The 24088-nt window shown below is 74.3% G+C and carries 26 protein-coding genes; 14 read left to right on the forward strand and 12 right to left on the reverse strand.

All coding sequences use genetic code 11. The features are described 5' to 3' along the window. Nucleotides 1-148 precede the first annotated feature (148 nt). The gene (locus G339_RS0112190; RefSeq protein ID WP_019631363.1) at nucleotides 149-1852 is read left to right on the forward strand and encodes an AMP-binding protein; all 1704 of its coding nucleotides are present in this window, start codon (nucleotides 149-151) and stop codon (nucleotides 1850-1852) included. Here the strand turns inward: G339_RS0112190 and G339_RS0112195 are convergent. The 3 genes from G339_RS0112195 to G339_RS0112205 all read right to left on the reverse strand — a co-directional run bounded on the left by G339_RS0112195 (nucleotide 1844) and on the right by G339_RS0112205 (nucleotide 6379). Next, nucleotides 1844-3010 (reverse strand): sensor histidine kinase, encoded by a 1167-nt coding sequence (locus tag G339_RS0112195; RefSeq protein WP_019631364.1) that lies wholly within the window; start codon nucleotides 3008-3010, stop codon nucleotides 1844-1846. The genes G339_RS0112190 and G339_RS0112195 overlap by 9 nt on opposite strands. A 20-nt stretch (nucleotides 3011-3030) precedes the next feature. Then, entirely contained in the window at nucleotides 3031-3678 is a 648-nt protein-coding gene (locus G339_RS0112200) for a response regulator transcription factor (protein ID WP_019631365.1), read from the reverse strand. 61 nt (nucleotides 3679-3739) lie between these two features. After that, on the reverse strand, nucleotides 3740-6379 hold the full coding sequence (locus G339_RS0112205; protein ID WP_026341377.1) for a hypothetical protein: 2640 nt from the start codon (nucleotides 6377-6379) through the stop codon (nucleotides 3740-3742). A 395-nt stretch (nucleotides 6380-6774) separates the two neighbouring features. Here G339_RS0112205 and G339_RS0112210 point away from each other — a divergent pair, with 395 nt between their 5' ends. Then, complete coding sequence (locus tag G339_RS0112210) at nucleotides 6775-7134, forward strand: hypothetical protein (protein WP_019631366.1); 360 nt, start codon at nucleotides 6775-6777, stop codon at nucleotides 7132-7134. Nucleotides 7135-7138: 4 nt separating this feature from the next. Here G339_RS0112210 and efeU read toward each other — a convergent pair whose 3' ends face one another. The 3 genes from efeU to G339_RS0112225 all read right to left on the reverse strand — a co-directional run bounded on the left by efeU (nucleotide 7139) and on the right by G339_RS0112225 (nucleotide 10024). Continuing rightward, on the reverse strand, nucleotides 7139-8002 hold the full coding sequence (gene efeU / locus G339_RS0112215; RefSeq protein ID WP_019631367.1) for an iron uptake transporter permease EfeU: 864 nt from the start codon (nucleotides 8000-8002) through the stop codon (nucleotides 7139-7141). A gap of 128 nt (nucleotides 8003-8130) precedes the next feature. Further along, on the reverse strand, nucleotides 8131-9318 hold the full coding sequence (locus G339_RS0112220; protein WP_019631368.1) for a ribonuclease D: 1188 nt from the start codon (nucleotides 9316-9318) through the stop codon (nucleotides 8131-8133). A 115-nt stretch (nucleotides 9319-9433) separates the two neighbouring features. Continuing rightward, nucleotides 9434-10024, reverse strand: coding sequence for a DUF3000 domain-containing protein (locus G339_RS0112225; protein WP_019631369.1), 591 nt, complete (start codon nucleotides 10022-10024; stop codon nucleotides 9434-9436). Between the two features lie 377 nt (nucleotides 10025-10401). On the opposite strand from G339_RS0112225, the gene hemE reads away from it, so the two are divergent. The 3 genes from hemE to hemQ are packed head-to-tail and all read left to right on the forward strand — an operon-like array spanning nucleotide 10402 to nucleotide 13598. Further along, nucleotides 10402-11475: a uroporphyrinogen decarboxylase gene (gene hemE / locus G339_RS0112235; protein ID WP_019631370.1), complete on the forward strand. Its 1074-nt coding sequence runs from the start codon at nucleotides 10402-10404 to the stop codon at nucleotides 11473-11475. 4 nt (nucleotides 11476-11479) lie between these two features. Next, nucleotides 11480-12994: a protoporphyrinogen oxidase gene (hemG, locus tag G339_RS33405; RefSeq protein WP_019631371.1), complete on the forward strand. Its 1515-nt coding sequence runs from the start codon at nucleotides 11480-11482 to the stop codon at nucleotides 12992-12994. Beyond that, complete coding sequence (hemQ, locus tag G339_RS0112245) at nucleotides 12894-13598, forward strand: hydrogen peroxide-dependent heme synthase (protein ID WP_051107833.1); 705 nt, start codon at nucleotides 12894-12896, stop codon at nucleotides 13596-13598. Before hemG ends, hemQ begins: the two co-directional genes overlap by 101 nt. 56 nt (nucleotides 13599-13654) lie before the next feature. On the opposite strand, the gene msrB is transcribed toward hemQ, so the two are convergent. After that, complete coding sequence (gene msrB, locus G339_RS0112250) at nucleotides 13655-14056, reverse strand: peptide-methionine (R)-S-oxide reductase MsrB (RefSeq protein WP_019631373.1); 402 nt, start codon at nucleotides 14054-14056, stop codon at nucleotides 13655-13657. Between the two features lie 85 nt (nucleotides 14057-14141). Here msrB and G339_RS0112255 point away from each other — a divergent pair, with 85 nt between their 5' ends. Genes G339_RS0112255 through G339_RS0112265 form a run of 3 tightly spaced genes read left to right on the forward strand, consistent with a single transcriptional unit; the run spans nucleotide 14142 to nucleotide 16308 of the window. Continuing rightward, nucleotides 14142-15197, forward strand: coding sequence for a DNA polymerase domain-containing protein (locus G339_RS0112255; RefSeq protein ID WP_019631374.1), 1056 nt, complete (start codon nucleotides 14142-14144; stop codon nucleotides 15195-15197). A gap of 38 nt (nucleotides 15198-15235) precedes the next feature. Beyond that, nucleotides 15236-15469 carry a hypothetical protein gene (locus tag G339_RS33410; RefSeq protein ID WP_019631375.1) on the forward strand — a complete coding sequence of 78 codons (234 nt, stop codon included), beginning with the start codon at nucleotides 15236-15238 and terminating at the stop codon, nucleotides 15467-15469. A gap of 20 nt (nucleotides 15470-15489) precedes the next feature. After that, nucleotides 15490-16308, forward strand: a complete 819-nt coding sequence (locus G339_RS0112265) for a sugar nucleotide-binding protein (RefSeq protein WP_026341379.1) — start codon at nucleotides 15490-15492, stop codon at nucleotides 16306-16308. A 179-nt stretch (nucleotides 16309-16487) separates the two neighbouring features. Here G339_RS0112265 and G339_RS0112275 read toward each other — a convergent pair whose 3' ends face one another. The 4 genes from G339_RS0112275 to G339_RS33420 all read right to left on the reverse strand — a co-directional run bounded on the left by G339_RS0112275 (nucleotide 16488) and on the right by G339_RS33420 (nucleotide 18126). Further along, nucleotides 16488-16688: a DUF397 domain-containing protein gene (locus G339_RS0112275; protein ID WP_026341380.1), complete on the reverse strand. Its 201-nt coding sequence runs from the start codon at nucleotides 16686-16688 to the stop codon at nucleotides 16488-16490. 117 nt (nucleotides 16689-16805) lie between these two features. Next, complete coding sequence (locus G339_RS0112280; RefSeq protein ID WP_026341381.1) at nucleotides 16806-17003, reverse strand: DUF397 domain-containing protein; 198 nt, start codon at nucleotides 17001-17003, stop codon at nucleotides 16806-16808. A 117-nt stretch (nucleotides 17004-17120) separates the two neighbouring features. After that, nucleotides 17121-17321: a DUF397 domain-containing protein gene (locus G339_RS33415; protein WP_033322857.1), complete on the reverse strand. Its 201-nt coding sequence runs from the start codon at nucleotides 17319-17321 to the stop codon at nucleotides 17121-17123. Beyond that, complete coding sequence (locus tag G339_RS33420) at nucleotides 17299-18126, reverse strand: helix-turn-helix domain-containing protein (protein ID WP_019631381.1); 828 nt, start codon at nucleotides 18124-18126, stop codon at nucleotides 17299-17301. The genes G339_RS33415 and G339_RS33420 overlap by 23 nt, the downstream gene beginning before the upstream one ends. A 150-nt stretch (nucleotides 18127-18276) precedes the next feature. Between G339_RS33420 and G339_RS40380 the strand changes: the two genes are divergently transcribed. The 3 genes from G339_RS40380 (at nucleotide 18277) to G339_RS41070 (ending at nucleotide 19917) form a co-directional block, all read left to right on the forward strand. Beyond that, nucleotides 18277-18720, forward strand: coding sequence for a hypothetical protein (locus G339_RS40380; protein ID WP_240489793.1), 444 nt, complete (start codon nucleotides 18277-18279; stop codon nucleotides 18718-18720). Between the two features lie 320 nt (nucleotides 18721-19040). Next, nucleotides 19041-19304 carry a hypothetical protein gene (locus G339_RS0112300; protein WP_019631383.1) on the forward strand — a complete coding sequence of 88 codons (264 nt, stop codon included), beginning with the start codon at nucleotides 19041-19043 and terminating at the stop codon, nucleotides 19302-19304. 301 nt (nucleotides 19305-19605) lie between these two features. After that, nucleotides 19606-19917: a helix-turn-helix domain-containing protein gene (locus G339_RS41070; RefSeq protein ID WP_019631384.1), complete on the forward strand. Its 312-nt coding sequence runs from the start codon at nucleotides 19606-19608 to the stop codon at nucleotides 19915-19917. 10 nt (nucleotides 19918-19927) lie between these two features. Here the strand turns inward: G339_RS41070 and G339_RS0112310 are convergent, their stop codons facing one another. Further along, the gene (locus tag G339_RS0112310) at nucleotides 19928-21664 is read right to left on the reverse strand and encodes a 2-isopropylmalate synthase (protein WP_019631385.1); all 1737 of its coding nucleotides are present in this window, start codon (nucleotides 21662-21664) and stop codon (nucleotides 19928-19930) included. Between the two features lie 171 nt (nucleotides 21665-21835). Between G339_RS0112310 and G339_RS0112315 the strand changes: the two genes are divergently transcribed. The 3 genes from G339_RS0112315 (at nucleotide 21836) to G339_RS0112325 (ending at nucleotide 24076) form a co-directional block, all read left to right on the forward strand. Next, nucleotides 21836-22525 carry a FadR/GntR family transcriptional regulator gene (locus tag G339_RS0112315; RefSeq protein WP_019631386.1) on the forward strand — a complete coding sequence of 230 codons (690 nt, stop codon included), beginning with the start codon at nucleotides 21836-21838 and terminating at the stop codon, nucleotides 22523-22525. Nucleotides 22526-22589: 64 nt separating this feature from the next. Continuing rightward, complete coding sequence (locus G339_RS0112320; protein ID WP_026341382.1) at nucleotides 22590-23093, forward strand: GNAT family N-acetyltransferase; 504 nt, start codon at nucleotides 22590-22592, stop codon at nucleotides 23091-23093. Continuing rightward, nucleotides 23090-24076, forward strand: coding sequence for a cation diffusion facilitator family transporter (locus G339_RS0112325; RefSeq protein WP_019631388.1), 987 nt, complete (start codon nucleotides 23090-23092; stop codon nucleotides 24074-24076). Before G339_RS0112320 ends, G339_RS0112325 begins: the two co-directional genes overlap by 4 nt. Nucleotides 24077-24088 lie beyond the last annotated feature (12 nt).

Genomic DNA, 24088 nt, shown 5'->3' on the forward strand with positions numbered 1-24088 from the left:
GCGAGTACCCACGAATCCGATGCTACTCGCTGGTAACCGGCAATGCTACTCGTCAGTAACCACTGACGCCGAAACCTCGTCCCGAACACTCTTGTTCCCTGGACAGCCGCTGGGTACCGTGACGGAACTATCGCCGAGGAGGTCGCCGGTGGCGCACGCCAGGCCGATCTACCACCCGGGGCCGCGCCGCCGCGCCGGGCACCTGCGCGACCTGACCGCGCTCCTGCTGCGCACCGGCGTGGTCTTCTCCGGCCCCCTGCACACCGGCCCCCGCCAGATCCGCGAACTGCGCCGCTGGGGGACCAGCCTGGCGGGCATCCTCGTCGCCGCCGCCGCCCGCAACCCCGGCCGCACCGCCCTCGTCGACGACTCCGGCACGCTCAGCTTCGGCGAGGTCGACGACCGTACCACCCGGCTCGCCGCCGGGCTGCCGCTGTCCGGCCCCCGGCCCCGCGTCGGCGTGCTGTGCCGCAACCACCGGGGCGCGGTCGAGGCGCTGGTCGCCTGCGGCAAGCGCGGCGTCGAGGTCGTGCTGATCAACACCGCGTTCGGCGCCGGGCAGCTCCGGAACGTGCTCAGCGAGCTGCGCACGGACCTGATCATCGCCGACGCCGAGTTCGCGACGCTGCTGCGCGGCGTCCCGCACGCGCTGCGCCGGTCCATCGTGTGGACGGACCGGTCCCCGGTGCCCGGCGCGGGGCCGACCATCGCCGAGATCGTCGCCGCGACGCCCGTGACGCGGATCGCCGTCCCCGACACGCAGAACCGCACGATCATGCTCAGCTCCGGCACCACCGGGCGGCCCAAGGGCGCGCGCCGCCCGCCCCGGCCGGGCCTGTGGCCGCTGGCGTCGATGACGTCGCGCATCCCGCTGCGCGCCCGGCACACGATGATCATCGAGGCGCCGCTGTTCCACACCTGGGGCTACGCGGCGCTGCAGATGGCGTGGGCGCTGCGCGCGCCGATCGTCCTGCACCGGCGGTTCGACCCGGCGCGGACGCTCGCGGCGGTCACCGCGTACCGCAGCACGGCGCTGTTCGCCGTGCCGGTGATGCTCCAGCGGATTCTGGACCTGCCGCCGGACGTCCGCGAGGTCTACGACGCGTCCGGGCTCAAGATCGTCGCGCTGAGCGGGTCGGCGCTGCCCGGCGACCTCGCCACCCGGTTCATGGACGCGTTCGGCGACTGCGTCTACAACGTCTACGGCTCCACCGAGGCGTCGTGGGTGTCCATCGCCACCCCGCGCGACCTGCGCACCGACCCGCGCACGGCGGGCCGCCCGCCGCGCAACACCTCGCTGGCGATCCTCAACGACAAGGGCAAGCCGGTCGGCCGCTCCACGATCGGGGAGATCCACGCCGCCAACGAGCTGATCTTCGAGGGGTACACCGGCGGCGACCCGATCGTCGTCCGCGACGGGCTGCTGGCCACCGGCGACCTCGGCCACATCGACCACCGCGGGCTGCTGTTCGTCGACGGGCGCAAGGACGGGATGGTCGTCACCGGCGGCGAGAACGTCGTGCCCGGCGAGGTCGAGGCGGCGCTGCTGGAGCTGCCGCAGGTCCACGAGGTCGCCGTCATCGGCGTCCCCGACGACACCTGGGGGCAGCGGCTCGCCGCCTACGTCGTGCTGCACGACGGGCACGAGCCCGACCCGGACGCGCTGCGCGACCACGTCCGGGCGCGCGTCGCCCGGTACGCCGTCCCGCGCGACGTCCACTTCATCGCCGAACTGCCCCGCAACGCGGTCGGGAAGGTCGTCCACCGGTGGCTCGTCGCGGGGCCGCGCAGCACGCAGCCCGAGGGGCGGGTGGCGTGGCCCGCCCGGCAGCCCGCCGAGCCGTCAACCTGACGGGGCGGGCAACGCGACGGTGACGACCAGGCCGCCGCCGGGGCGCGGGCGGGCGTCCGCGCGGCCGCCGTGCGCGGCGGCGACCGCCGCGACGATCGACAGGCCGAGGCCCGCGCCGTCCGCCGACCGGACCCGGTCGCCGCGCAGCCGCCGGAACGGCTCGAACAGCCGCGCGACCTCGTAGGGCGGGACCGGGTTGCCGGTGTTGGCGACGCGGAGGACGGACATGCCGTCCTCGCGGCCGGTGGTGATCTCGACGCGGCCGTCCGCGACGTTGTACTTGACGGCGTTCTCGATCAGGTTCGCCGCGCAGCGCTCCAGCAGGACGGGGTCTCCTTCGACCGGGGCGTCGGCCAGATCCGCGTCCAGCGTGATGTTCTCCGGGATTCCCGCCTGGTCCAGCGCGCCCTGGACGACGTCCGGGAGCGTCACGGCCGTCGTCTCCTGCGGTTCGCGCTCGGACGTCGCGAGCAGCAGCAGCCCCTCGATCAGCCGCTCGTGCCGGGCCGTGTTCCCCAGCAGCACCTCGGCGAGGGCCTTGGTCTCCGGCGGGTTCCGGCGGCTCGCCAGCGCGACCTCCAGGACCGTCCGGTTGATCGTCAGCGGGGTGCGCAGCTCGTGCGAGGCGTTCGCGGTGAACCGGCGCTGCGCGTCGAACGCGCGGTGCAGCCGGTCCAGCATGCCGTCGAAGGTGTCGGCCAGGTCCTTGATCTCGTCCTGCGGGCCGTCCAGCGCGAACCGCTCGTGCAGGGTGCTGCCCGACAGCCGCCGCGCGCGCTCGGTCATCGTGTGCAGCGGGCGCAGCACCCGGCCCGCCACGACGTAGCCGATCACCACCGCCAGCGCGCACAGCGCCACCAGCAGCACCGCCGTGCTCTGCAGGATCTCCTGGAGGGCCGCGTGCTTCTGCCGGCCGATCGCCGCCGTGACCTGGTCGTCCACCCGGTAGCGCAGGTCGGAGGTGTCGAGGCGGGCGCCGATCTCGCTCTGCGGACCGTCCGGGCCGTTCTGGACGCGGACGATCGTCTGGATTGGGTGCGCCCCGAACGCGCCGTCGAGCGCGCGGACCGTCAGCGCGTACGTGACGCCGACGAGCAGGCCCGCCGACGCCAGGAACAGCGTCCCGTAGACGAGCGTCAGCCGCGTGCGGACGCTCATCCGGGGGCGCGCCGGACGCCTCACAGCCGGTACCCCGCGCCCGTCACCGTCTCGATCACGGCCGGTTCGCCGAGTTTGCGGCGGAGCGTCGCCATCGTCACCCGGACGATGTTGCTGAACGGGTCCAGGTGCTCGTCCCACGCGCTCTCCAGCAGCCGCTCCGCGCTGACCACGCCGCCGTCCGCGCGCAGCAGCTCCTCCAGCACGCCGAACTCCTTGCGGGTCAGCCGGACGGGACGGCCGTCGCGGTGGACCGTCCGGCGGTGCGGGTCCAGGCGGACGCCCGCGCGCTCCAGCACCGGCGGCACCGGCGGCGCGGACCGGCGGCCGAGCGCCCTGATCCTTGCGACCAGCTCCGCGAACGCGAACGGCTTCGGCAGGTAGTCGTCCGCGCCGAGCGCCAGGCCGTCCACCCGGTCGGCGACGCCGCCCGCCGCCGTCAGCATCAGCACCCGGCCCGGACCGCCCGCCAGCCCGCGGCACACGTCGTCGCCGTGGACCGTCGGCAGATCGCGGTCCAGCACGACCACGTCGTACTGGACGTAGGCGGCGCGCTCCAGCGCCGCGTCCCCGTCGTACACGACGTCGACCGCCAGGGCCTCCTCGCGGAGGCCCCGGACGATCGCGTCGGCGAGCACCCGCTCGTCCTCCACGACCAGCACGCGCATGTCCGTCCCCTCCCCTGACCGGGACGAGCATCGCGTGCCGGGCGTTAAACCCCGATAAGGATCAGAGCAGGTGGCACGTGTAGGTCACGGCCGCGGCCCCCGAGGGCGAGAACGCGACCGTGCCGCTGCCGCCCGCGCCCAGCGCGCAGCTCAGCGGGGCGAAGATGCGGACGGTGACCGTCGCGGACTGGCCGGAGCGCAGCGTCCCCCCGCCGCGCGCCGACATCCGGCCCGACACCCCGCGCACCGACCAGCGGACCGTCCCGCCGCGCGCCGTCACCGTGATCCGGCACGACCCGCCGAGCGAGCTGGCGCGCACGCCCCGGCAGCCGTTGGAGCTGACGACCAGCGACCCGTGGCCGCCGGACCGCTTCTTCGGCGAGGTCTTCTTCTTGGGCGCGGGCTTCTTCTTGGGCTTGGACTTCGGCTCGTCCTTCGCCTTCTTCTTCTCCTTCGGCGTCGGGCTCGGCGTCGCGGACTCGCTCGGCACGGCCGGGCCCTGCGAGGCCACCGGCTCGCCCGTCGCCGGGGCGGCTCCGGTGCGCGGCGGGCCGCCGTCGCCGGGCATCAGCAGGACGGCGAGCAGGACGACGATCACGGCGGCCGTGCCCGCGACGAGCAGGAGGCGGGCCTGCTTGGGGCTGAGGCCGGCGGGGCGGCGCTTGTTCGGGGCGTCGCCGTCGTTTCCGTCGCCGCCGTCGCCGCCTGCGGGGGCAGCGAGGACGGCGGTGGCGTTGCCGCCTTCGTCGTCCTTGGGCGCGGCGTCGGGAACGACGACGGGCGTGCCGCCCAGGGGCGCGTCGGTGGAGGACGCCGCGGCGGGCGCGTCCACGACGGTGACGGGCGCGGTGGTCGAGGACGCGTCTCCGGCGGGCTCGTCCGGCGCGCTCTCGGACGCGGTGGCCGCACCGGCGACGGGGACGTCGTCGGACGCGGGGTCGTCGGCGGGCGCGTCCGGCGCGGCGTCCTCGGCGGGCTTCTCGTCCGCCGCCGCACCCGCGCCGACCGCGACGACGGCCGCACCGGCCGCGACGGCCGCACCGGCGGCGCCCTTCTTGGACTCGGGCTCGTCCGGCGCGGCGTCCCCGACCGGAGCCGCCTCGACCACGGGCAGATCCACGACGGTGACCGGCGCGGAGCCCTCGCCCTCGGCGGGCTTGTCGGCCTCCGCGTCGGCCTCGACGGCGGGCAGGTCCACGGCGGTCGCGGCGTCGGCGGGCTTGCCGTCCACCGCGACGGCGGCACTCGTGTCCGGCTCCGCCTCGGCCACGGGCTCGTCGGCCGGGGCCTCCGGCTGCGGCGCGGGGACGGCGGGCAGGTCCACGACGGTCGTGGACGCGTCGTTCGTCGTCTCGGGCTCGTCCACGACAACCGGCGGCACGCCGTCCTGCGCGGCGGGCCCTTCCGGGACGGGAGCCTCCTCGACCGGGGGCGCGTCGTCCTGCGTGGCGGGGACCTCGGCGGCGGGCGTTTCCGCGATCGGGGGAACGTCGTCCTGCGCGACGGGGGCGTCCCGGACGGGCGTTTCCTCGACGGGCGGTGTGGCCTGCGCGGTGGCGGGTGCTTCCTCGGTGGGCGGCGCGGTGTCCTGGGGCGTCGGTGGGACGGCGGGCAGGTCCGTGACCGTGACCGCCGGGGGTTCCTGCGCCGGGGGCTCGGGCTGCGGCGCGGGCGCGGCGGGCGGGTCGGTGACCGTGTCCGTCGCGGGCGGCTCGTCGGTCGGCGCGGGCGGCGCGGCCGGCTCGGCCCGCGTGGGCTCGGGGCGCGGCGGGGCGAGGTCGAAGAGGGGCGCGGACAGCGGGTCCGGGCGGCGGTCGGCCGTCGCGTCGAACAGCGGCGGCGCGGCGGGCGGCTCGGTCGCGGGCGGCGCGTCCTCCCAGACGGTCCGGCCGACGGGCGCGTCGGGCGCGTCCGGCAGCTCGTCGAACACCGGGGCGTCCGGCGGGGCGCCCGCGCCGAACGCGGGCGGGGCCTGCGGCGGGGTCTTCGGCGCGGGCGGGGCGGGCGGCGCGGCGGGCGCGGACCGGACGTCCCGCGGCGCGGGCCGCGACTCGGGGCCGGGCTGCACGACGGGGATCGGCCGGAACGCCAGCGGCGACCGCAGCGGCGGCGGGGGAGCGGCCGGGTCGGGCGGCGGCGTCCGCTCGGCGGGCTCGTCCGCGACGGCCGGGGGCGCGGGCGGCGCGGCGGGCGCGGCCGGGGCGGACTTCCCCGACAGCAGCGACCGCATGGCGCGCATCGTCAGCCGCTTGCGCTGCTCCTGCGGCTCGTCGAGCGCGGGCGCGGGCGCCTGCGCGGGCGCGTCCTCGACGGCGGCGGGCGCGGAGTCGGCCTCCGGCGCAGGCTCGACCACGGGCTCAACCACGGGCTCGACCACGGGCTTCGCGGCGGGCTCGGCCACCGGCTCCGGCGCGGGTTCCGGCACCGTCTTGCGGCACTCGGCGCGGACGAGGTCGGTCAGCCAGTTCTGGAACTGCTCGGGCGGCGGAATGCGGTCGGGGTCCGAGCGCGCGGTGAGCAGGGCCGCGCGCACGGCCTCGACGGCCTGGTCGCGGTCCCCGATGATCTCCTGGGCGTAGGCGAAGAGCCAAGGGCCGTAAACGTTGTAGACGTGGCCGACCGCCCCCGGACGCCGTTCGCGGAGGGCTTCGGTCAGCCGGACGTCGTCGTCGGACGGCGGCGCCCCAGTTTGGCTGGACACCGAACGGATTATTGCGGCATTTCGGCACCGCTGTATTGAGGCTGGCTCATATCTTCACCCCCCGACTTTGTCAGCCAACCGCGAACCGGACCCCCCACAACCCCCAGAACCCCCACCAGTCACGCAACCCAGCCAAGCCCAGAAGAAAACCAGACAACGACGACCAACCCAAGAAACAGCGGCGGCCCACCCAAGACCCCACGCGTTCGCCCGGCCGCGAGCGCCAGCGAGTGGCCGGGCGAACGCGAGCGGTGAGGCTTACCGCAGCGAGCGCCAGCGAGCGAGGACGAAGCCTCACCGCTCGCGGGGGGCGTGGGGGGTCGTCCCCCCACAAAAAACAGGGCATCATGAAAGCGGCCGATGCCGTCCGTCCCCCCGGGAGGTGCCTGTCCGCCATGCCCGTGTCACGTCCGGCGCGCGATCGTTGCCGCGAGTTCCTGGGTGCCGGGGACGGCATCCGTTATCTGTTCCCCGCGTCGGCGCGCGGCGGCGGGGCGGGGTTCTTCTTCGTGGTGACGGACGACCAGATCAGCGTGTTGTCGACCGGCGGTCTGGGCCGGGAGAAGCCGAAGAGCGTGTGGGGGACGTATCCGCGGGAGTCGCGGATCGGCCCGGTGGACCCGGACGACGGAGTGTTCGAGTTCGACGGCTCGTATTTCGAGTTGGACGACCAGTACGTCCCGGTGTTGAACGCGGCGGACGCGGAGGCGTTCCACCCGGAGCTGCTGCCCCGCGACCCGCTCCCGGATCTGTGAGCGGCTAGGACGCGGTGTGCTGCGCGGCGGGCGCGGCGCTGCGCGGCTTGGGCGCGCCGCCGGACCGCCAGAGGAACACCGTCATGACGGGCACGAGGTACAGCGCCCACATGACGAGCTGCAGCCAGGTGATCTGCGGCGTGACGTTGAGGACGCCCTGGAGCAGGTGCTGCACCCAGTCCCCGAAGCTGCCGTACTCGGCGAAGAACACGCCGGGTTCGAGGGCGACGGAGTTGAGGCCGGGCAGGACGTCGGCTTCCTGGAGGTCGTGGAACCCGTACCCGAAGACGCCCGCGGCGACGACGATGAGCGCCGCGCCCGTCCAGGTGAAGAACCGGGTGAGGTTGAGCTTGAGCCCGCCCCGGTACAGCAGGTAGCCGATGACGACGGCGGTGGCGAGGCCGAGGAGCGCCCCGACGATGGGGACGGCGGACCCGTCGGTGGAGCTGTTGATGTTGGTCCACAGGAACAGGGCGGTCTCCAGCCCTTCGCGGCCGACCGCGAGGAACGCGACGGCGGCGAGCGCGGCCGGCCCGACGTTGAGGGCGTCCGACAGCTTGCCCTCCAGTTCGGCCTTCATGAACCGGGCGGTGCGCCGCATCCAGAAGACCATCCAGGTGACGAGCCCGACCGCGATGATGGACAGGCTGCCGCCGAAGAACTCCTGGGTCTTGAACTGCATCTCGGCGGACGCGGCGGTGAGCGCGATCCCGAACCCGACGGCGCACAGCACGGCGAGCGCGACGCCCGCCCACACGGGCCGCAGCGCGGCGCGGTTCCCGGACCGCACGAGGTAGGCGATGAGGATCGTCACGACGAGGGCGGCCTCAAGCCCCTCGCGCAGCCCGATGAGATAGTTGCCCAGCATCGTCGCGCTCCTCCGGGACAGCACTTAGGTAAAGCAAACCTTAATACTGTGCGCCCGACGTGCGGCGATGGCAAGCCCCGGCGGTGGGACGCTGCTCACATCCGCCCGCCGGAGCCCGCGCGGAGGCCCTAGGGGTGCCGCAGCGCCGCCGCGACCGGTTCCGCGACGAGCCCGATCTGCCACTCCCGCACGCCGAGCGCGCGCAGCGCGTCCCCGACCGCCTCGGCCGAGGCGTCGCCGGGCGGCGTCCAGGCGAGCCGCCGCACCGCGTCCGGCTGGACGAGGTTCTCGGCGGGCATCTCGTGCTTGTCGGCCAGCGCCGTCACCGCCGCGCGCGCCGCCGCCAGCCGCGCCGCCGCGACCGGGTCGCGCTCGGCCCACCGGTGCGCGGGCGGCGGCCCGTCGCCGGGCACGCTCGGCTCGGGCAGTTCCCGGTCGGGCATGGCCCGCGCCCGGTGGACGGCCCGCAGCCACTGCGCCTGGTGCCGCCGCGCGCCCCGGTTCCGCATCGACGGCAGCGCCGTCAGGTCGGCGGCGGTGCGCGGCGGCTTGGTCGCCAGCTCGACGATCGCCGCGTCCTGCAGCACCCGGCCGGGCGACAGGTCGCGCTCGCGGGCGATCCGGTCCCGCGTCTCCCACAGCTCCCGGACGATGCCGAGCGCCCGCCGGTTGCGGACCTTGTGGATGCCGGACGTCCGCCGCCACGGGTCGGCGCGCGGCGGCTTGGGCGGCGCGTCGAGGATCGCGGCGAACTCCTCCAGCGCCCACGCCAGCTTGCCGGTCTCGGCGAGGCGTTCGGCGAGGGCGTCGCGCAGCTCGACCAGCAGTTCGACGTCCAGCGCGGCGTACTTCAGCCAGTCCTCCGGGAGCGGCCGCGTCGACCAGTCGGCCGCCGAGTGCCCCTTCTCGAGCAGGAATCCCAGGACGTTCTCCACCATCGACCCGAGCCCGACGCGCGGGTAGCCCAGCAGCCGCCCCGCCAGCTCGGTGTCGAACAGGCGGCGCGGGACGAGCCCCACCTCGGCCAGGCACGGCAGGTCCTGGTTCGCGGCGTGCAGCACCAGTTCGGCGTCGGCGAGCGCCGCGTCCAGCCCGGACAGGTCGGGCAGCGCGATCGGGTCGATGAGCGCGGAGCCCGCGCCCCGCCGCCGGAGCTGGATCAGGTAGGCGCGCTGCCCGTACCGGTAGCCGGACGCGCGCTCGGCGTCGACCGCGACCGGTCCCGTCCCGGCGGCGAACGCCGCGATGGCGCGGTCCAGCTCGGCCGCCGTGGTCAGGACCGGCGGGACGCCCTCGCGCGGCTCCAGCAGCGGCACCGCCGCCGGCTCGACGGTCGGGGGCGGTGATTCAGGCGCTCCCGCGGTCTCGGTGTTCTCGCCTGCCGCATCGGTCTCGGACGCTGTGCTACCCACGACTCCTACCGTACGTCGCTCAACGCCCGAAACCGCCCTCGCGCGGGGGCAGCGCGGTCACGCCCGCCGGCGGCAGCCCCGCCGTGACGCACATGACCTCGCACCACGCCGCGACGTGGCCGGTGAGGTCGTCGCCGGTCGGGGACCAGGACGCCCGCAGCTCCAGCTCCGTCGTGGACGGCTCCCCGGCCTTGTCGCCGAAGCTCTCCGACACGGCGCGGGTGATCGTCCCGGACTCGCCCGCGTAGCCCGCGGGCTCCAGCGCCTCCAGCAGCCAGCTCCACGCCACCGGGCCGATCAGCTCGTCGGCGGCGATCTCCGGCTCCAGGTCGGCCTGGATGTAGGCGACGATGCGGAACCCGTTCGTCCAGCCGTCGCGGCCGGCGGGGTCGTACAGCAGGATCAGCCGCCCGGTGGCGGCCTCGGTGTCGTCGTCGCGCCACACGCCGCCCGACAGCGCCGCCGCGTACGGGGCGAGGCGCTGCGGGGCGGGCATCTCCTCCAGGTCCAGTTCGGGCCGCAGCGGCGGGCCGGACAGGACGGCGCGCAGCGCGTCGGCGGCGCGGCGGAACGCGGGGGGTTCGGGCGCGGGCGGGGTCGGGGGGGTCATGGGCGCACCGGGCGGCGGCGCGGGCCGGGCCGCCGGGGCCAGCGGGGGGCAGAGCGGGGATGCAGGCACGACACGGGGTTTCGTTTCCAGGGCCGGGCCGTCAGGCCGCGGCCCGCGCGGGGCGGGACGGGAGGCCCGGTGCTGGGACCGGACCCGGGCGGACGCGGCCGTCGCGGGCGGCGGTGCGCGGCGCGGCTCGTCCGTCGCCGCAGGTGAAGCGGAACACGGGGGACCTCCCTCGGCTATGACACGGATCACGTTCGCACGCTCCGCCGACAGAATGCGGGACTTCGCTCGGCGTGTCCGGAACTTCGTCCGCCGCGCCCGGCGGCCGGGGCCGGATCGGGCCGCCCGCGGGGCCGTGGGACGATCGGGGGGTGGCCGTACACCAAGCCGAGCACCCGACCGATCAGCGCGCAGCCGCGCTGCGCGACAGCCCGTTCCTGCGCGCCTGCCGCCGCGAGCCCGTCGACCGCACCCCCGTCTGGTACATGCGCCAGGCCGGGCGCGCGCTGCCGGAGTACCTGCGCGTCCGCGAGGGCGTCCCGATGCTGGAGGCGTGCCGCAGACCGGACCTGATCACCGAGATCACGCTCCAGCCGGTGCGGCGCTACGGCGTGGACGCGGCGATCTTCTTCAGCGACATCGTGGTGCCGCTCAAGGCCGTCGGCGTGGACCTGGACATCAAGCCGGGCGTGGGGCCGGTCATCGCGGAGCCGGTGCGCGACGAGGCGGCCGTCCGGGCGATCCGCGCGCTGACGCCCGACGACGTGCCGTACGTGGCCGAGGCCGTCCGGAACCTGGCCGGGGAGCTGGGCGCGACGCCGCTCATCGGGTTCGCGGGCGCGCCGTTCACGCTGGCGTCGTACCTGATCGAGGGCGGCCCGTCCAAGGGCCACGACCGCACCAAGGCCATGATGTACGGGCGGCCGGACCTGTGGGCCGCGCTGATGGAGACGCTGACCGACCTGACGCTGGCGTTCCTGCGCGTGCAGGTCGAGGCGGGCGCGAGCGCGATCCAGCTCTTCGACTCGTGGGTGGGCGCGGTGTCGCCGATCGACTACCGCACGTCGGTCCTGCCGTACTCGCGCCGCATCCTCGACGAGATCGGCGAGCTGGGCGTCCCGCGCATCCACTTCGGGGTGGGCGCGGGCGAGCTGCTCGGGCAGATGTCCGAGGCGGGCGCGGACGTCGTGGGCGTCGACTGGCGCGTCCCGCTGGACGTCGCGGCCAAGCGGGTCGGGCCGGGCAAGGCGCTCCAAGGCAATCTGGACCCGGCGACGCTGTTCACGCCGTGGAGCGTCATCGAGAGCCGGACCCGTCTCGTCCTCGACAACGCGAAGGCGGCCGAGGGGCACATCTTCAACCTGGGCCACGGCGTCCAGCCGCGCACGGACCCGGACGTCCTCACCCGCCTCACGGAATTCGTCCACGAGCAGACTGCGAAGTAGGAACGTGCGAACCATCGTCATCGGCGCGGGCATCGCCGGGCTCGCCGCCGCGCGCTCGCTGGCGCTGCGCGGCGTCCGGGTGACGGTGCTGGAGGGCTCGCCGCGGATCGGCGGGAAGCTGCACGTCAGCGAGGTCGCCGGGGTTCCGGTGGACGAGGGCGCGGAGTCGATGCTGGCGCGGCGGCCGGAGGGCGTCGGCCTGGTCCGGGCGCTGGGGCGCGGCGACGAGCTGGTGCATCCGGGCGGGTCGGGGTCGGCGATCCTGAGCCGCGGCGAGCTGCGGGCGCTGCCCGCGGGCCAGATGATGGGCGTCCCGGCGGACCTCGGCGCGCTGGCGTCGTCGGGGGTGCTGTCCACGGGCGGCCTGGCGCGCGTCCCGCTCGACCTGGCGCTGCCCGCGACGCGGCGCGGCGGGGACGTGTCCGTCGCGGCGTACGTCGGGGCGCGGCTGGGCCGCGAGGCCGTGGACCGGCTGGTGGAGCCGCTGCTCGGCGGCGTCTACGCGGGCCGCGTCGAGCTGCTGTCGTTCGAGGCGACGATGCCCGCGCTGGCGTCGGCCGCGCGGGCGCACCGGTCGCTGATCCAGGCGGCGCGCGGCCTGCGGGCGGCGTCGCCCGCGTCGCCCGGGCCGGTGTTCGCGACGCTGCCGGGCGGGATCGGGACGCTCCCGGGACTCGTCGCCGCCGACGTGGAACGCGCCGGTGGCGAGATCAGGACCGGCGCGACGGTGCGGGAGCTGCGCCGCCGCACCGAGGACGGCCGCGACGTCTGGCGGCTGGTCGTCGGCTCCGCCCGCGACCCGGAGGTCCTGACGGCCGACGCGGTCGTGCTGGCCGTCCCCGCCGCGCCCGCCGCGCGGCTGCTGGCCGAGGACGTGCCCGCCGCCGCACGCGAGCTGGCGGCGATCGAGTACGCGAGCATGGCGATCGTGACGCTGGCGTACCGGCCGAGCGCGTTCCCGGAGCTGCCGACCGGCACCGGGTACCTGGTGCCCGCCGTCGAGGGCCGCGCCGTCAAGGCCGTCACCTACAGTTCGGTGAAGTGGCCGCACCTGCGGGACCGCGATCCCGACGTGATCGCGGTGCGCTGCTCGATCGGCCGGTTCGGCGACGAGGCGGCGTTGCAGCGCAGCGACGACGAGCTGAAGGCCGCCGCCCTCGCGGAGCTGGCGGCGACGTCCCGGGTGACGGAGCTGCCGATCGACGCCCGCGTGACCCGGTGGGGCGGCGGGCTCCCGCAGTACAACGTGGGGCACGCCGACCGCGTGGGGCGCGTCCGCGCCGCCGTGGCCGCCGTCCCCGGACTGGCCGTCGCGGGCGCCGCCTACGACGGCGTCGGCATCCCCGCCTGCCTCGCGTCGGCCGACGCGGCGGCCGGGCGGATACTGGAACATCTGGAGCGTCGGGGAGGAGCGGAGCATGGCAGCGACGGAGAGGGAGGGCCGGCCGAAGGCGCGGGACCTGAACCAGGTGATCCGCTACACGATGTGGTCGGTCTTCCGGGTGAGGACCCCCGGTGAGTTCGGCGAGCGCGACGCCGCCGAGGTCGCGGCCGTGCTCGACCAGGCCGCCGAGAAGGACGTGGTGACGCGCGGCGCCTACGACGTCGCGGGCCTGCGCGCCGACGCCGACTACCTGTTCTGGTGGCACGCGCCGACCGCCGAGGACCTCCAGGAGGTCTACACGCGGTTCCGCCGCACGGCGGTGGGCCGCGCGAGCGACCCGGTGTGGTCGCAGATGGCGCTGCACCGGCCCGCCGAGTTCAACAAGAGCCACGTCCCGGCGTTCCTGGCCGAGGAGCAGGCCCGCGACTACGTGTGCGTGTACCCGTTCGTCCGGTCCTACGACTGGTACCTGCTGCCGGACGAGGAGCGCCGCGCGATGCTCGCCGAGCACGGGCAGATGGCGCGCGGCTACCCCGACGTGCGGGCGAACACGGTGTCGTCGTTCGCGCTGGGCGACTACGAGTGGATGCTGGCGTTCGAGGCCGACGAGCTGCACCGCATCGTGGACCTGATGCGCCATCTGCGCGGGTCGCGGGCGCGGCTGCACGTCCGCGAGGAGGTGCCGTTCTACACCGGCCGCCGCCGCGACATCGGCGAGCTGATCGCGTCCCTGCCGTAACGCTGGGAGCCGGGACGGGCGGACGCCCGTCCCGGCCCCGTGTCAGGGCTCCGGCGTCACTCGGCCGGTTCCAGCGTCAGCGAGACCGAGTTGATGCAGTACCGGTCGTCGGTGGGGGTGTCGTACCCCTCGCCGTGGAAGACGTGCCCGAGGTGCGAGTCGCACGTGGCGCACCGCACCTCGACGCGGGTCATCCCGAGCGAGTCGTCCTGCTTGAGGACGACCGCCTCCGACTTGGACGGCTCGAAGAACGACGGCCACCCGCAGTGGGACTCGAACTTCGCCTCCGAGCGGAACAGCTCGGTGCCGCAGGCGCGGCACCGGTACACGCCGACGGTCTTGGTGTCGGTGTACTCGCCGGTGAACGGCCGTTCGGTGCCGGCCTCGCGCAGGACGTGGAACTCCTCCGGGCTGAGCTGCGCCCGCCACTCCGCGTCGCTCTTGCGGATCTTCTCCATGCCCCTGACGGTACCTCGGCGCGTGCGGCGCGCCGCGCCGAGGGCGGCCCCGGGAGCTGTCGGACCCCTGGGTTACCGTGCGGATATGGCCTCGCCCTTCATCGAGATCCCGGTCGGGGATCGGCTCGTCAAGGTGAGCAATCCCGACCGCGTCTACTTTCCGGAGCACGGCTACACCAAGCGGCGTCTCGTGGAGTACTACCTGGCGGTCGGCGACGGCATCCTGCGCGCCACGCGGGACCGGCCGACGACGCTGGAGCGCTGGCCGTCCGGGGTGTTCCCCGGCGCGAAGCTGGCGACGCGCGCGGACGGCCGCAACGCCGACGCGTTCTACCAGAAGCGCGTTCCGAAGGGCGCGCCCGACTGGGTCGGCACGGCCCGCATCGACTTCCCGTCCGGCCGCTCGGCGGACGAGGTGTGCCCCACGGAGCGGGCGGTGATCGCGTGGGCGGCGAACCTCGGCACGCTGACGTTCCATCCGTGGCCGGTCCGCGCGGCCGACGTCGACCACCCCGACGAGCTGCGCATCGACCTGGACCCGCAGCCCGGCACCGGTTTCGCCGACGCGGTCCGCGTCGCGCTCGGCCCCGCCCGCGACCTGCTGGACGAGCTGGGTTACACGGGTTTCGTCAAGACGTCCGGCAAGCACGGCGTCCACATCTACGTGCGGATCGAGCCGCGCTGGACGTTCACCGAGGTCCGCCGGGCCGCGCTCGCGTTCGGCCGGGAGATCGAGCGCCGCGCCCCCCGCGAGATCACCACGAAGTGGTGGAAGGAGGAGCGCGGCGAGCAGGTCTTCGTGGACTTCAACCAGAACGCGCGGGACCGGACGATCGCGTCGGCGTACAGCGTCCGCCCGGTCCCGGCCGCGACCGTGTCGGCCCCGGTGACGTGGGACGAGCTGCCGGACGTCGCCACCGAGGACTTCACGATCGCGACGATGCCCGCGCGCTTCGCCGAGCTGGGCGACGTCCACGCCGCCATCGACGACCGCCGGTTTTCCCTGGAGCCCCTGCTCGACCTGGCCGACCGCGACGAACGCGACCACGGCCTCGGCGACATGCCGTACCCGCCCAACTACCCGAAGATGGCGGGCGAGCCCAAACGGGTCCAACCCAGCAAGGCCCGCCCCACCGAATGACGGCACTGCGGGCGCTGATGTCCTAGGAGGTGGTTCCCGTGGAAGCCGATGTCCGGGCCGTCCTCACCGAGGCCGTCCAGGAACCCGAGGACGCCGAAGACCTGGCGACCGCCCTGTTGGACCGCGTCGGCGCGGTCGGCGGGACGGAGTTGGAGACGCCCGCCCGTTCCGTCCCCGTACGACGGGCGGACTTCGACGCGGCCTGGTGGCGGCCGGTGTCGAAGGCCGCGAACCCGGCGAGCCGGGACGGTTCCTCGGCCCACCCGGCGTGAGGGTCCTATCGTTTCCGCCCGTGAGCATTCTGATCGTGGGCGGAAGCGGTTACCTGGGCCGCTGTGTCGTCCGGCAAGCCGTCGCTGCCGGGCACGCCGTGGCAGCCACCTACACCCGCCGTCCCGGTGACGCCGACGTGCGGTGGCTGTCCGTCGACCTGCGCGTTCCCGAGCAGATCGCCGCCGCCTTCACCGCCGTCCGCCCGTCCGTCGTGATCAACGTCGCGGTCCGGTCGGCGGACTGGGCCACCACCGCTGACGGAGCCGCACGCCTGGCCGCCGCGGTCGGTGGGCACGGGTGCCGTCTGGTCCACGTCTCCAGCGACGCCGTCTTCTCCGGCAGGGACGTCCACTACGACGAGAACGCCCTCCCCGATCCCGTCACGCCCTACGGTGCGGCGAAGGCCGCCGCCGAATCGGCGATCCGCGCGCTGACTCCCTCGGCCGTCATCGCCCGCACCTCCCTGATCATCGGAGACGGCGACTCCAAACACGAGACGCTCGTCCGCGACCTCGCCACCGGGCGACGCGACGGTGAACTGTTCGTCGACGACATCCGCTGCCCGGTCCACGCCGACGACCTCGCCGCCGCCCTCCTGGAGATCGCCGCCGGAGACGGAACCGGGACCGTCCACCTCGCCGGGACGGACGCGGTCAGCCGCCACGAACTCGGCGTCCTCCTCGCCCGCCGCGACGGACTCGACCCCGCCCTGCTGCGACCCGGCCGCCGCGCCGACTCCGCGAGGCCGGGAGCACTGGATATCCGCCTCGACGGAACCCGCACCCAGAAACAACTCACGACCCGCCTGCGCGGCGCACACGAGTTCCTCGCGCGGTAAGAGCCGGGACGCGGGAAACGGGTGATGTTCACCAGGGGCCGTCGCGGGGGGTCGGCCCGTGTTCGGTGACGAGCGCGGCCAGCATCACGCGCAGCACGGTGATCCGGGCGGCGGCATCCGAGCCGTAGATCCCGATGGTCACGCTGGTCGGGGTGGCGTCGAAGGTGGGGGCGGCGGGGTTACCAGCCCGGGTCGAGGACGCCGGACTTCGCGTGGGTGAGGAATGCGGTGGCGGCCTCGGCGGGGAGGGCCAGGTGACCGGCTTCGGGGTGCTTGGAGTCGCGGACGCCGAGGGCGCTCGGTAGGGCGGCCAGTTCCACGCAGTCGCCACCCTTGGTGGCGGTGGAGCGGGTTGCCTTGCGCCAGGTCGGACGGGTCATGGGGTCTCCTTTGCTTGGGCGGGCACCGACGACGCATCTGTACCCGCCACCACGAGCCCGCAATGCGGCGAGGCCCATCCCGGTCAGGGGACGGGCCTCGGGAGTGGGGCGGCGGGGTTACCAGTGCGGGTCGAGGGTGCCGGACTTCGCTTGGGTGAGGAATGCGGTGGCGGCCTTGGCGGGGAGGGTCAGGTGGCCCGCGTCCGGGTGTTTGGAGTCGCGGACGCCGAGGGCGCTCGGTAGGGCGGCCAGTTCCACGCAGTTGCCGCCTTGGGCGGTGGAGCGGGTTGCCTTGCGCCAGGTGGGACGGGGCATGGGGGATCTCCCTTGGTCGGGGGTCGGTGCGTGGAGGTCTACCCCCGACGAGGTCCCGACAATGCGGCGAGGCCCATCCCGGTCAGGGGGACGGGCCTCGGGAGCGGGGCGGCGCGGTTACCAGCGCGGGTCGAGGACGCCGGACTTCGCGTCGGTGAGGAATGCGGTGGCGGCCTCGGTGGGGAGGGTCAGGTGACCGGCCTCGGGGTGCTTGGAGTCGCGGACGCCCAGCGCGCTCGGTAGGGCCGCCAGCTCCACGCAGTCGCCACCCTTGGTGACGGTGGAGCGGGTTGCCTTACGCCAGGTCGGACGGGTCATCAAAACTCTCCATCACTCGCTCGATCAGACGCCGGGAGGCGTCCTCGGACAGAGCCACGGCGCCGATGCAGTCGTACCACACGGAGAAGTCGAGGACTTCGGCGGGCTCTTCGACCAGTCTTCCACCACCCGGAGCCTCGGTGAACGCGATTTCCCCTTCCGCAACGCGGGCCAGCCGGAATGCGCCATCCATGCCGGGATGGGCTCCGGCACGCCAAGGCGCGATGCGGATGATGTAGTCGGGATGCTTCGACAACTCCAGCAGCCGCGCGAGCTGGGCCTTCATGACCTCCGGGCCGCCGACCCAGTGGTAGAGGACCGACTGGCTGAGCAGGACCTGGAGCCGGGGCGCGTCGGGGCGGGACAGGATCGACTGCCGCTTCATGCGCTTGATGACTTCGGCCTCCAGATCCTTGAAACGCCCGGCACGCAAACACGCGCGGGCGTAGTCCTCGGTCTGGAGCAGGCCGGGGATCAGCGAGTGCTCGTAAATTTTGATGAGGTAGGCCCGCTTCTCGTAGTCCACGAACTGGCGGAACCAGTCACGATTGTGGGCAAGTCGGGCGAACATCAGCAGGCGGCGGAAGAACCCTTGCGAGCCGTACAGCTCGTCCATCGCGTCGCACAGCTCTTCGGTGGGTGGGCGCTGGCCCGACTCCACGTTGTTTACAGTCTGCCGATGCGTTTTCGCCCTCCTGGCCAGCAGCGACTGCGAGATGCCGTGGACGGTCCGCCATCGACGCACCTCGAAGGCGAGCCAGTCCCAGAGCGAATTGTCCGGATCGATCTCGTCGGCGAGCGTCATGGCAGCCCCCTAACGTAAGCAGTTGTTGACGCTTCGTGGCGAGAGTAACGGGGACGGAGGACGATCGGTAGAGCGCAGGGAAAACTCGGTCAAGATTTTTTAGGCCGGGGTTCGATCATGCTCAAAACGGCCCCGGAAGGAAGGAGCGCGATGCCGACGCATCGGCGGTTCCCTTATGGGAACGCCCCGAACATCGTCCCGCCGCCCGTTATGGAAAGAGCGGAGAGGATCGATGACGCTGACTGGAATTCCCAGTTCGGTGAGAATCCCAATCACGAGCCGCCCGAACCGCCCGAGCCGCCCCGGCCGGTCAACCAGCGGGTCGTCTTCCTGGAGGCGCTGGGCATGACGCTGGGGGAGCGGTACTCCGGCGTGTCGACCGAGGTCGCCCGTTTCACCGCCGGGCTGCCGCCGATCCTGCGCATCCGCTGGCGCAACATCGGCAAGGACGTCGGGGCCGACCTCACGCACGACGGCTGGACGTTCGTCTGGGGGTTCGACCCGCGTCGCGTCATCGGGCCGGCCGGAGACCCGGTGCGGGCCGCCCAGGTCATCGCGGCCGTCCTCGGGATTCCCGAACGTCCCGGACGCTGACCCCGCCCGCCCGCCCGCCCGCCCGCCGCCCGTCCGTCCGCCCGCCCGCCGCCCGCCGCCCGTCCGTCCGTCCGCCTGTCCGTCGTCCGTCCGCCTGTCCCTGACGGCTCCCTCAGCGAGTTCGCGGCCAGCCATGTCGCCCATCGGGATCGCAAGCTTCGCCGCGCCGGGGTCGTCCGTCCGGGTCTGGTCTCGTCTTTCATTCGGGTCGTTCCCATCGCCCATCAGGACAGGTAGAGACAGGCTAGGGCGTCCCTCGGCCCGGATCAGTGCCGGGGCGTCCGTGGTGCGCGGCCGGGATCGTCCGTCGAAGGAGCGTCATGCATGAACCGCCCGTCGCCTGCTGGGTTCCCGAGGGCGATGCCTGGGCGTTGGCCGAGGCCGTGTTCCGTGCGGCGATGTTGCGGCACGGCCTCGCGCCTTTGACCGTGGACGCGGTGCGGGAGCGGGCACGTCTTCTCTTCCCGACGCTGGCGGCGGCCGCGCGGGACGCCGAACTCCTCCGGGTGGAGCGGGGACCGGTCCCGCCGCCCGACGACCCGTCCCCCAGGAGGGGACTCCACCCGGAGGCACCCGCCCCGTGACGTCCCCGCGCGGGCCGCACCGGGGACGCCCCCCGGCGCGGCCCGCGCACCCGTCCGCCGGACGCCCACGGGCGTCCCGCGCGCCCGTCCGCCGGACGCCCACGGGCGTCCCGCGCGCCCGTCCGCCGGACGCCCACGGGCGTCCCGCGCACCCGTCCGCCGGACCCCCACGGGCGTCCGGCGCACCTGTCCGCAGGGCGCCCACGGACGTCCGACCCGAACCCCTCCGGGCCGTGCCCCCTATCGGCGCGACCCCGCAGCACGGCCCGGAGGCCGCCCCACCAACCCCCAGGAAAGACCAATGACGAAGCCACCGGTCGAACCGCTCTACACCACGCAAGAGGTCGCGGGACTGTTCCGCGTCGGACCCAACACGGTGCTGCGCTGGGCCGTGGACGGGCAGATCCCCTCGATCCTGCTGCCCGGCGGCCAACGCCGATACCGCGTCCGCGACATCGACCCCATGCTGCGACCACCCGGCGCGCGACGCGACCTTCCGCCCCGGGCGCTGGGCGCGCTCGCGGCCGTCGTCCGGACGTACTTCGGCGGCAGCACCGACGCCGCCGCCGAAGCACTCACCCAACTCGCGACACCACCCGACGACCGGCACTGACGCGGGGCGGTCAGGTCGTCAGGGCTCGGTTCACGGCGCTGAGGACGGCGTTGATCGTGGCGGTCGCGGGGGAGGGGTCGGTCGCGGCGCCCCAGGCGGGACGGCCGCTGACGCGGACGGCGGCGTAGACGGTGGTCGGGTCGTCGGGCTGCGGGATCAGGTCGGTGATCTCGACGGGGGTTCCCGCCGCGCGGAGGGCGTTCGTCAGCGCGGCGGCGGGGTCCTCGCCGATGGCGGTGCGGTCGGTTCCGGCCACGCGCAGGGTCACCGTGAAGTCGCGGCGGCCGGGGCCGGTGGACGCCGTCCGCCAGTCCACGGCGCAGACCGGGCCGGTCGCGTCCAGGTACTCGGCGCGGAACAGCTCCCCGATCTCCTTCGCCGTCATCTCCGCGCCGCTGGCGTCCGTCGCGGCCTGGACGCGGCGCGAGAACTCGACGCGCAGCCCGCGCGGCAGGTCGAAGCCGTGCCCCGTCCGCAGCAGGTACGCGACGCCGCCCTTGCCGGACTGGCTGTTGACGCGGATGACCGCCTCGTAGTCGCGGCCCACGTCGCGCGGGTCGATCGGCAGGTACGGCACGTTCCACGGCGCCTCGCCGGGCGCGACGCCGAGCGCGGCGGCCCGCTCGGCGTGGTGCGCCATGCCCTTGCCGATCGCGTCCTGGTGCGTGCCGGAGAACGCGGTGTAAACCAGGTCGCCGCCGTACGGGTGGCGCTCGTGGACGGCGATGCGGTTGCAGTGCTCGACGGTGCGCCGGATCTCGTCGATGTCGGAGAAGTCCACCCGCGGGTCGACGCCCTGCGCGTGCAGGTTCAGCGCGAGCGCGACCAGGTCCACGTTGCCGGTGCGCTCGCCGTTGCCGAACAGGCAGCCCTCGACGCGCTGCGCCCCCGCGAGGACGGCCAGTTCCGCGCAGGCCACGCCGGTGCCCCGGTCGTTGTGCGGGTGGACGGACAGGATCACCGAATCGCGGCGGGCCAGGTTGCGGTGCATGAACTCGATCTGGTCGGCGTACACGTTCGGGGACGCGATCTCAACCGTCGCGGGCAGGTTGTGGATAACCGGTCGGTCGGGGGACGCGTCCCACAGCTCGGTCAGGCTGTCGCAGACCCGCAGGACGTAGTCGGGCTCGGTCTGGTTGAACACCTCGGGGGAGAACTCGAAGCGGACGCCGGGCCGGTCCCCGGCGAGCCGCGCGACCAGCCCGGCCGCGTCCAGGACCAGGCGGTGCAGCTCGTCGCGGTCCCGGCCGAGGACGACGTCGCGCCAGGTCGGGGCGGTCGCGGTGTAGAGGTGGACGACGGCGCGCGGCAGGCCCTCGATCGACGCGAACGTCCGCTCGATGAGGTCGGCGCGGGCCGGGGTGAACACGACGACCGTCACGTCGTCCGGGACCAGATCATCGCGGACCAGGTGCCGGACGAAGTCGAAGTCGGCGCGGCTCGCGGACGGGTAGCCGACCTCGATCTCCTTGAAGCCCATCGCGACGAGCAGGTCGAAGAAGCGGCGCTTGCGGGCGGGGTCCATCGGTTCGGCGAGCGCCTGGTTGCCGTCGCGCAGGTCGACGGGAACCCACAGCGGCGGGGCCTCCAGCCGCCGCGTCGGCCAGATCCGCGTGAACTCGGGAACTTCGACGCGGTCGTACACCGACCGGTACCGGTGGGACGGCATGGAACTGGCGCGCTGCGGATTCCAGAACGGGGCGTCGTCCGCGACGGGGCCGGACGGGGTGCGGAGCGTGGGGAACATGTCGGGGTCTTCCTGGTTCGGGGCCGGTTCGGTCGACCGGCAGCACCGGACCCCGCGGCGGGGTGCCGGTCCGGATCAGGCCCCGCCGCGGCGGCCGAGAAGGAGGACGCGCTGCGACATGGCCGGTAGCATAAGCACACATCAGCTCCTCAGACAACCTGAGAGGTCTTCGTGTCCCTCGGCCCCCTCCGCCCGAGCCCGCTGGTCGAACAGGCCGCTCACCGGCTGCGCGACCAGATCGCCGCCGGGGTCTGGCCCGTCGGCGCGAAGCTGCCCGGGGAGACCACGCTCGCGCGCGACCTCGGCGTCGGGCGCTCGACCGTCCGCGAGGCGATCCGCGTGCTGGCCGGGGCCGGGCTCGTGCGGGCGCGGCAGGGCGCGGGCGTGTTCGTGCTCGCGGCCGAGGCGGCGGAGGGCTGGCCGGAGCGGGTGCGGCGCGCGTCCGTCGCGGAGCTGTACGAGATCCGGCTGATGGTCGAGGTGCGGGCGGCCGAGCTGGCGGCGGAGCGCCGCACCGACGCCGACCTCGCCGCGCTCGACCGCGCCCTCGCCGCCCGCGACCGGGCCGTCGCGGACGGGACGGACGAGGAGTACGTCGACGCCGACATCGCCCTGCACGCGACGGCCGTCGCGGCGGCGGGCAACGCGCTGCTGGCGGACCTGTTCACCGGGTTCACGCCGGTGCTGCGGGAGGGGCTGCTCGACCTCGTCCGGATGATCGACGCCCGCGCCCACGACGCCGCGCACGGGGCCGCCGCGCACGCCGCGCTCGTCGCCGCGATCCGCGCCGGAGACCCGGCCGCCGCGCGCACCGCCGTCGCCGACGAACTGGCCCGCACGCTGGCCGCACTCGGCGCCTGACCCGAGTTATCCACAGTGTGGACGGCGGTTCGCGAGACGGGTTCGCGTCCGTAAAGTTGGGGTCGTGGAGATCGTACCCATGCTTCCCGAGCACGCCCCCGAGGTGCTCGCCATCTACCAGCACGGCATCGACGGCGGCAACGCCACGTTCGAGGCCGCCGTGCCCGACTGGGCGGTGTTCTCGGCCGGGAAACTGGCCGAACACCGGTTCGTCGCGCGCGACGCCGAGCAGATCCTCGGCTGGGCCGCGCTGTCCCCGACGTCGGCGCGACCGGTGTTCGAGGGCGTCGCCGAGGTCTCCATCTACATCCACCCCGACGCGCAGGGGCGCGGCGTGGGGCGCGCGCTGCTCGGCGCGCTCATCGACTCCAGCGAGCGCGGGGGGATCTGGTCGCTGCTCGCCGGGATCTTCCCGGAGAACACCGCGAGCCTGCGGCTGCACGAGGCGCTGGGGTTCCGGCTCGTCGGCGTCCGCGAGCGGATCGGCCGGCACGACTTCGGCGGCCGGTCCGTGTGGCGCGACGTGGTGTACCTGGAACGGCGCAGCACCGTGGCGGGCCGGGATTGAACGAGATCACGGACGACGGTTCGAACGGCGGCGGCAGCGCGGGCGGCGGGGACGCCGGGGGAGGGCCTCGGCTGTATCGGCTGCTGTGGCTGTCGGTGGCGGCGGCGGTCGCGACGATCGCGTTGAAGACCGCCGCGTACGCGGTGACCGGGTCGGTCGGGCTGCTGTCGGACGCGCTGGAGTCGGTGGTCAACCTCGTCGCGGCGATCGTCGCGCTCGGCGCGCTGCGCTGGGCCAGCAAGCCCGCCGACGCCGAGCACGCCTACGGGCACACCAAGGCGGAGTACTTCTCGGCGGGCGCCGAAGGCATGATGATCTTCGTGGCGGCGCTCGCCATCGCCGTCGCCGCGATCGACCGGCTGCTGCACCCGCACGGGATCGAGCAGGTCGGGCCGGGCCTGCTGGTGTCGGCGGTCGCGTCCGCGATCAACCTCGCGGTCGGGCTGACGCTGCTGCGGTCCGGGCGGCGGCACCGGTCGATCACCCTGGAGGCGGACGGAAAGCACCTGCTCACGGACGTGTGGACGTCGGCGGGCGTGCTGGTCGCGGTCGGGGCCGTCGCGGTCACCGGCTGGACGGTCCTGGACCCGGTCATCGCGCTCGCCGTCGCCGCGAACATCGTGTACGCGGGCGTCGGGCTGCTGCGCCGCTCGGGCGCGGGCCTGATGGACCGCGCGCTGGAACCCGCCGAGCAGGACGCGATCCGCGCGGTGCTCGCGGGCTTCGAGGAGCGCGGCGTCGCGTTCCACGCCGTCCGGACGCGCCAGTCGGGCCGCCGCGCGTTCGTGTCGCTGCACCTGCTCGTCCCCGGCGCGTGGACGGTCCAGCGCGGGCACGATCAGGCCGAGGCCGTCGAGGCGGCACTGCGCGCCGCGCTCCCGCACGCGACCGTGTTCACCCACCTGGAACCCATCGAGGACCCGGTGTCCTACGCCGACACCGGCCTCGACCGCCCCGACCTGCCGTTCCCCCCGGGCCTCTGACCCGCCCGGCGC

Source organism: Actinomadura atramentaria DSM 43919 (genome assembly GCF_000381885.1).
In the GTDB taxonomy this organism is placed as follows: domain Bacteria; phylum Actinomycetota; class Actinomycetes; order Streptosporangiales; family Streptosporangiaceae; genus Spirillospora; species Spirillospora atramentaria.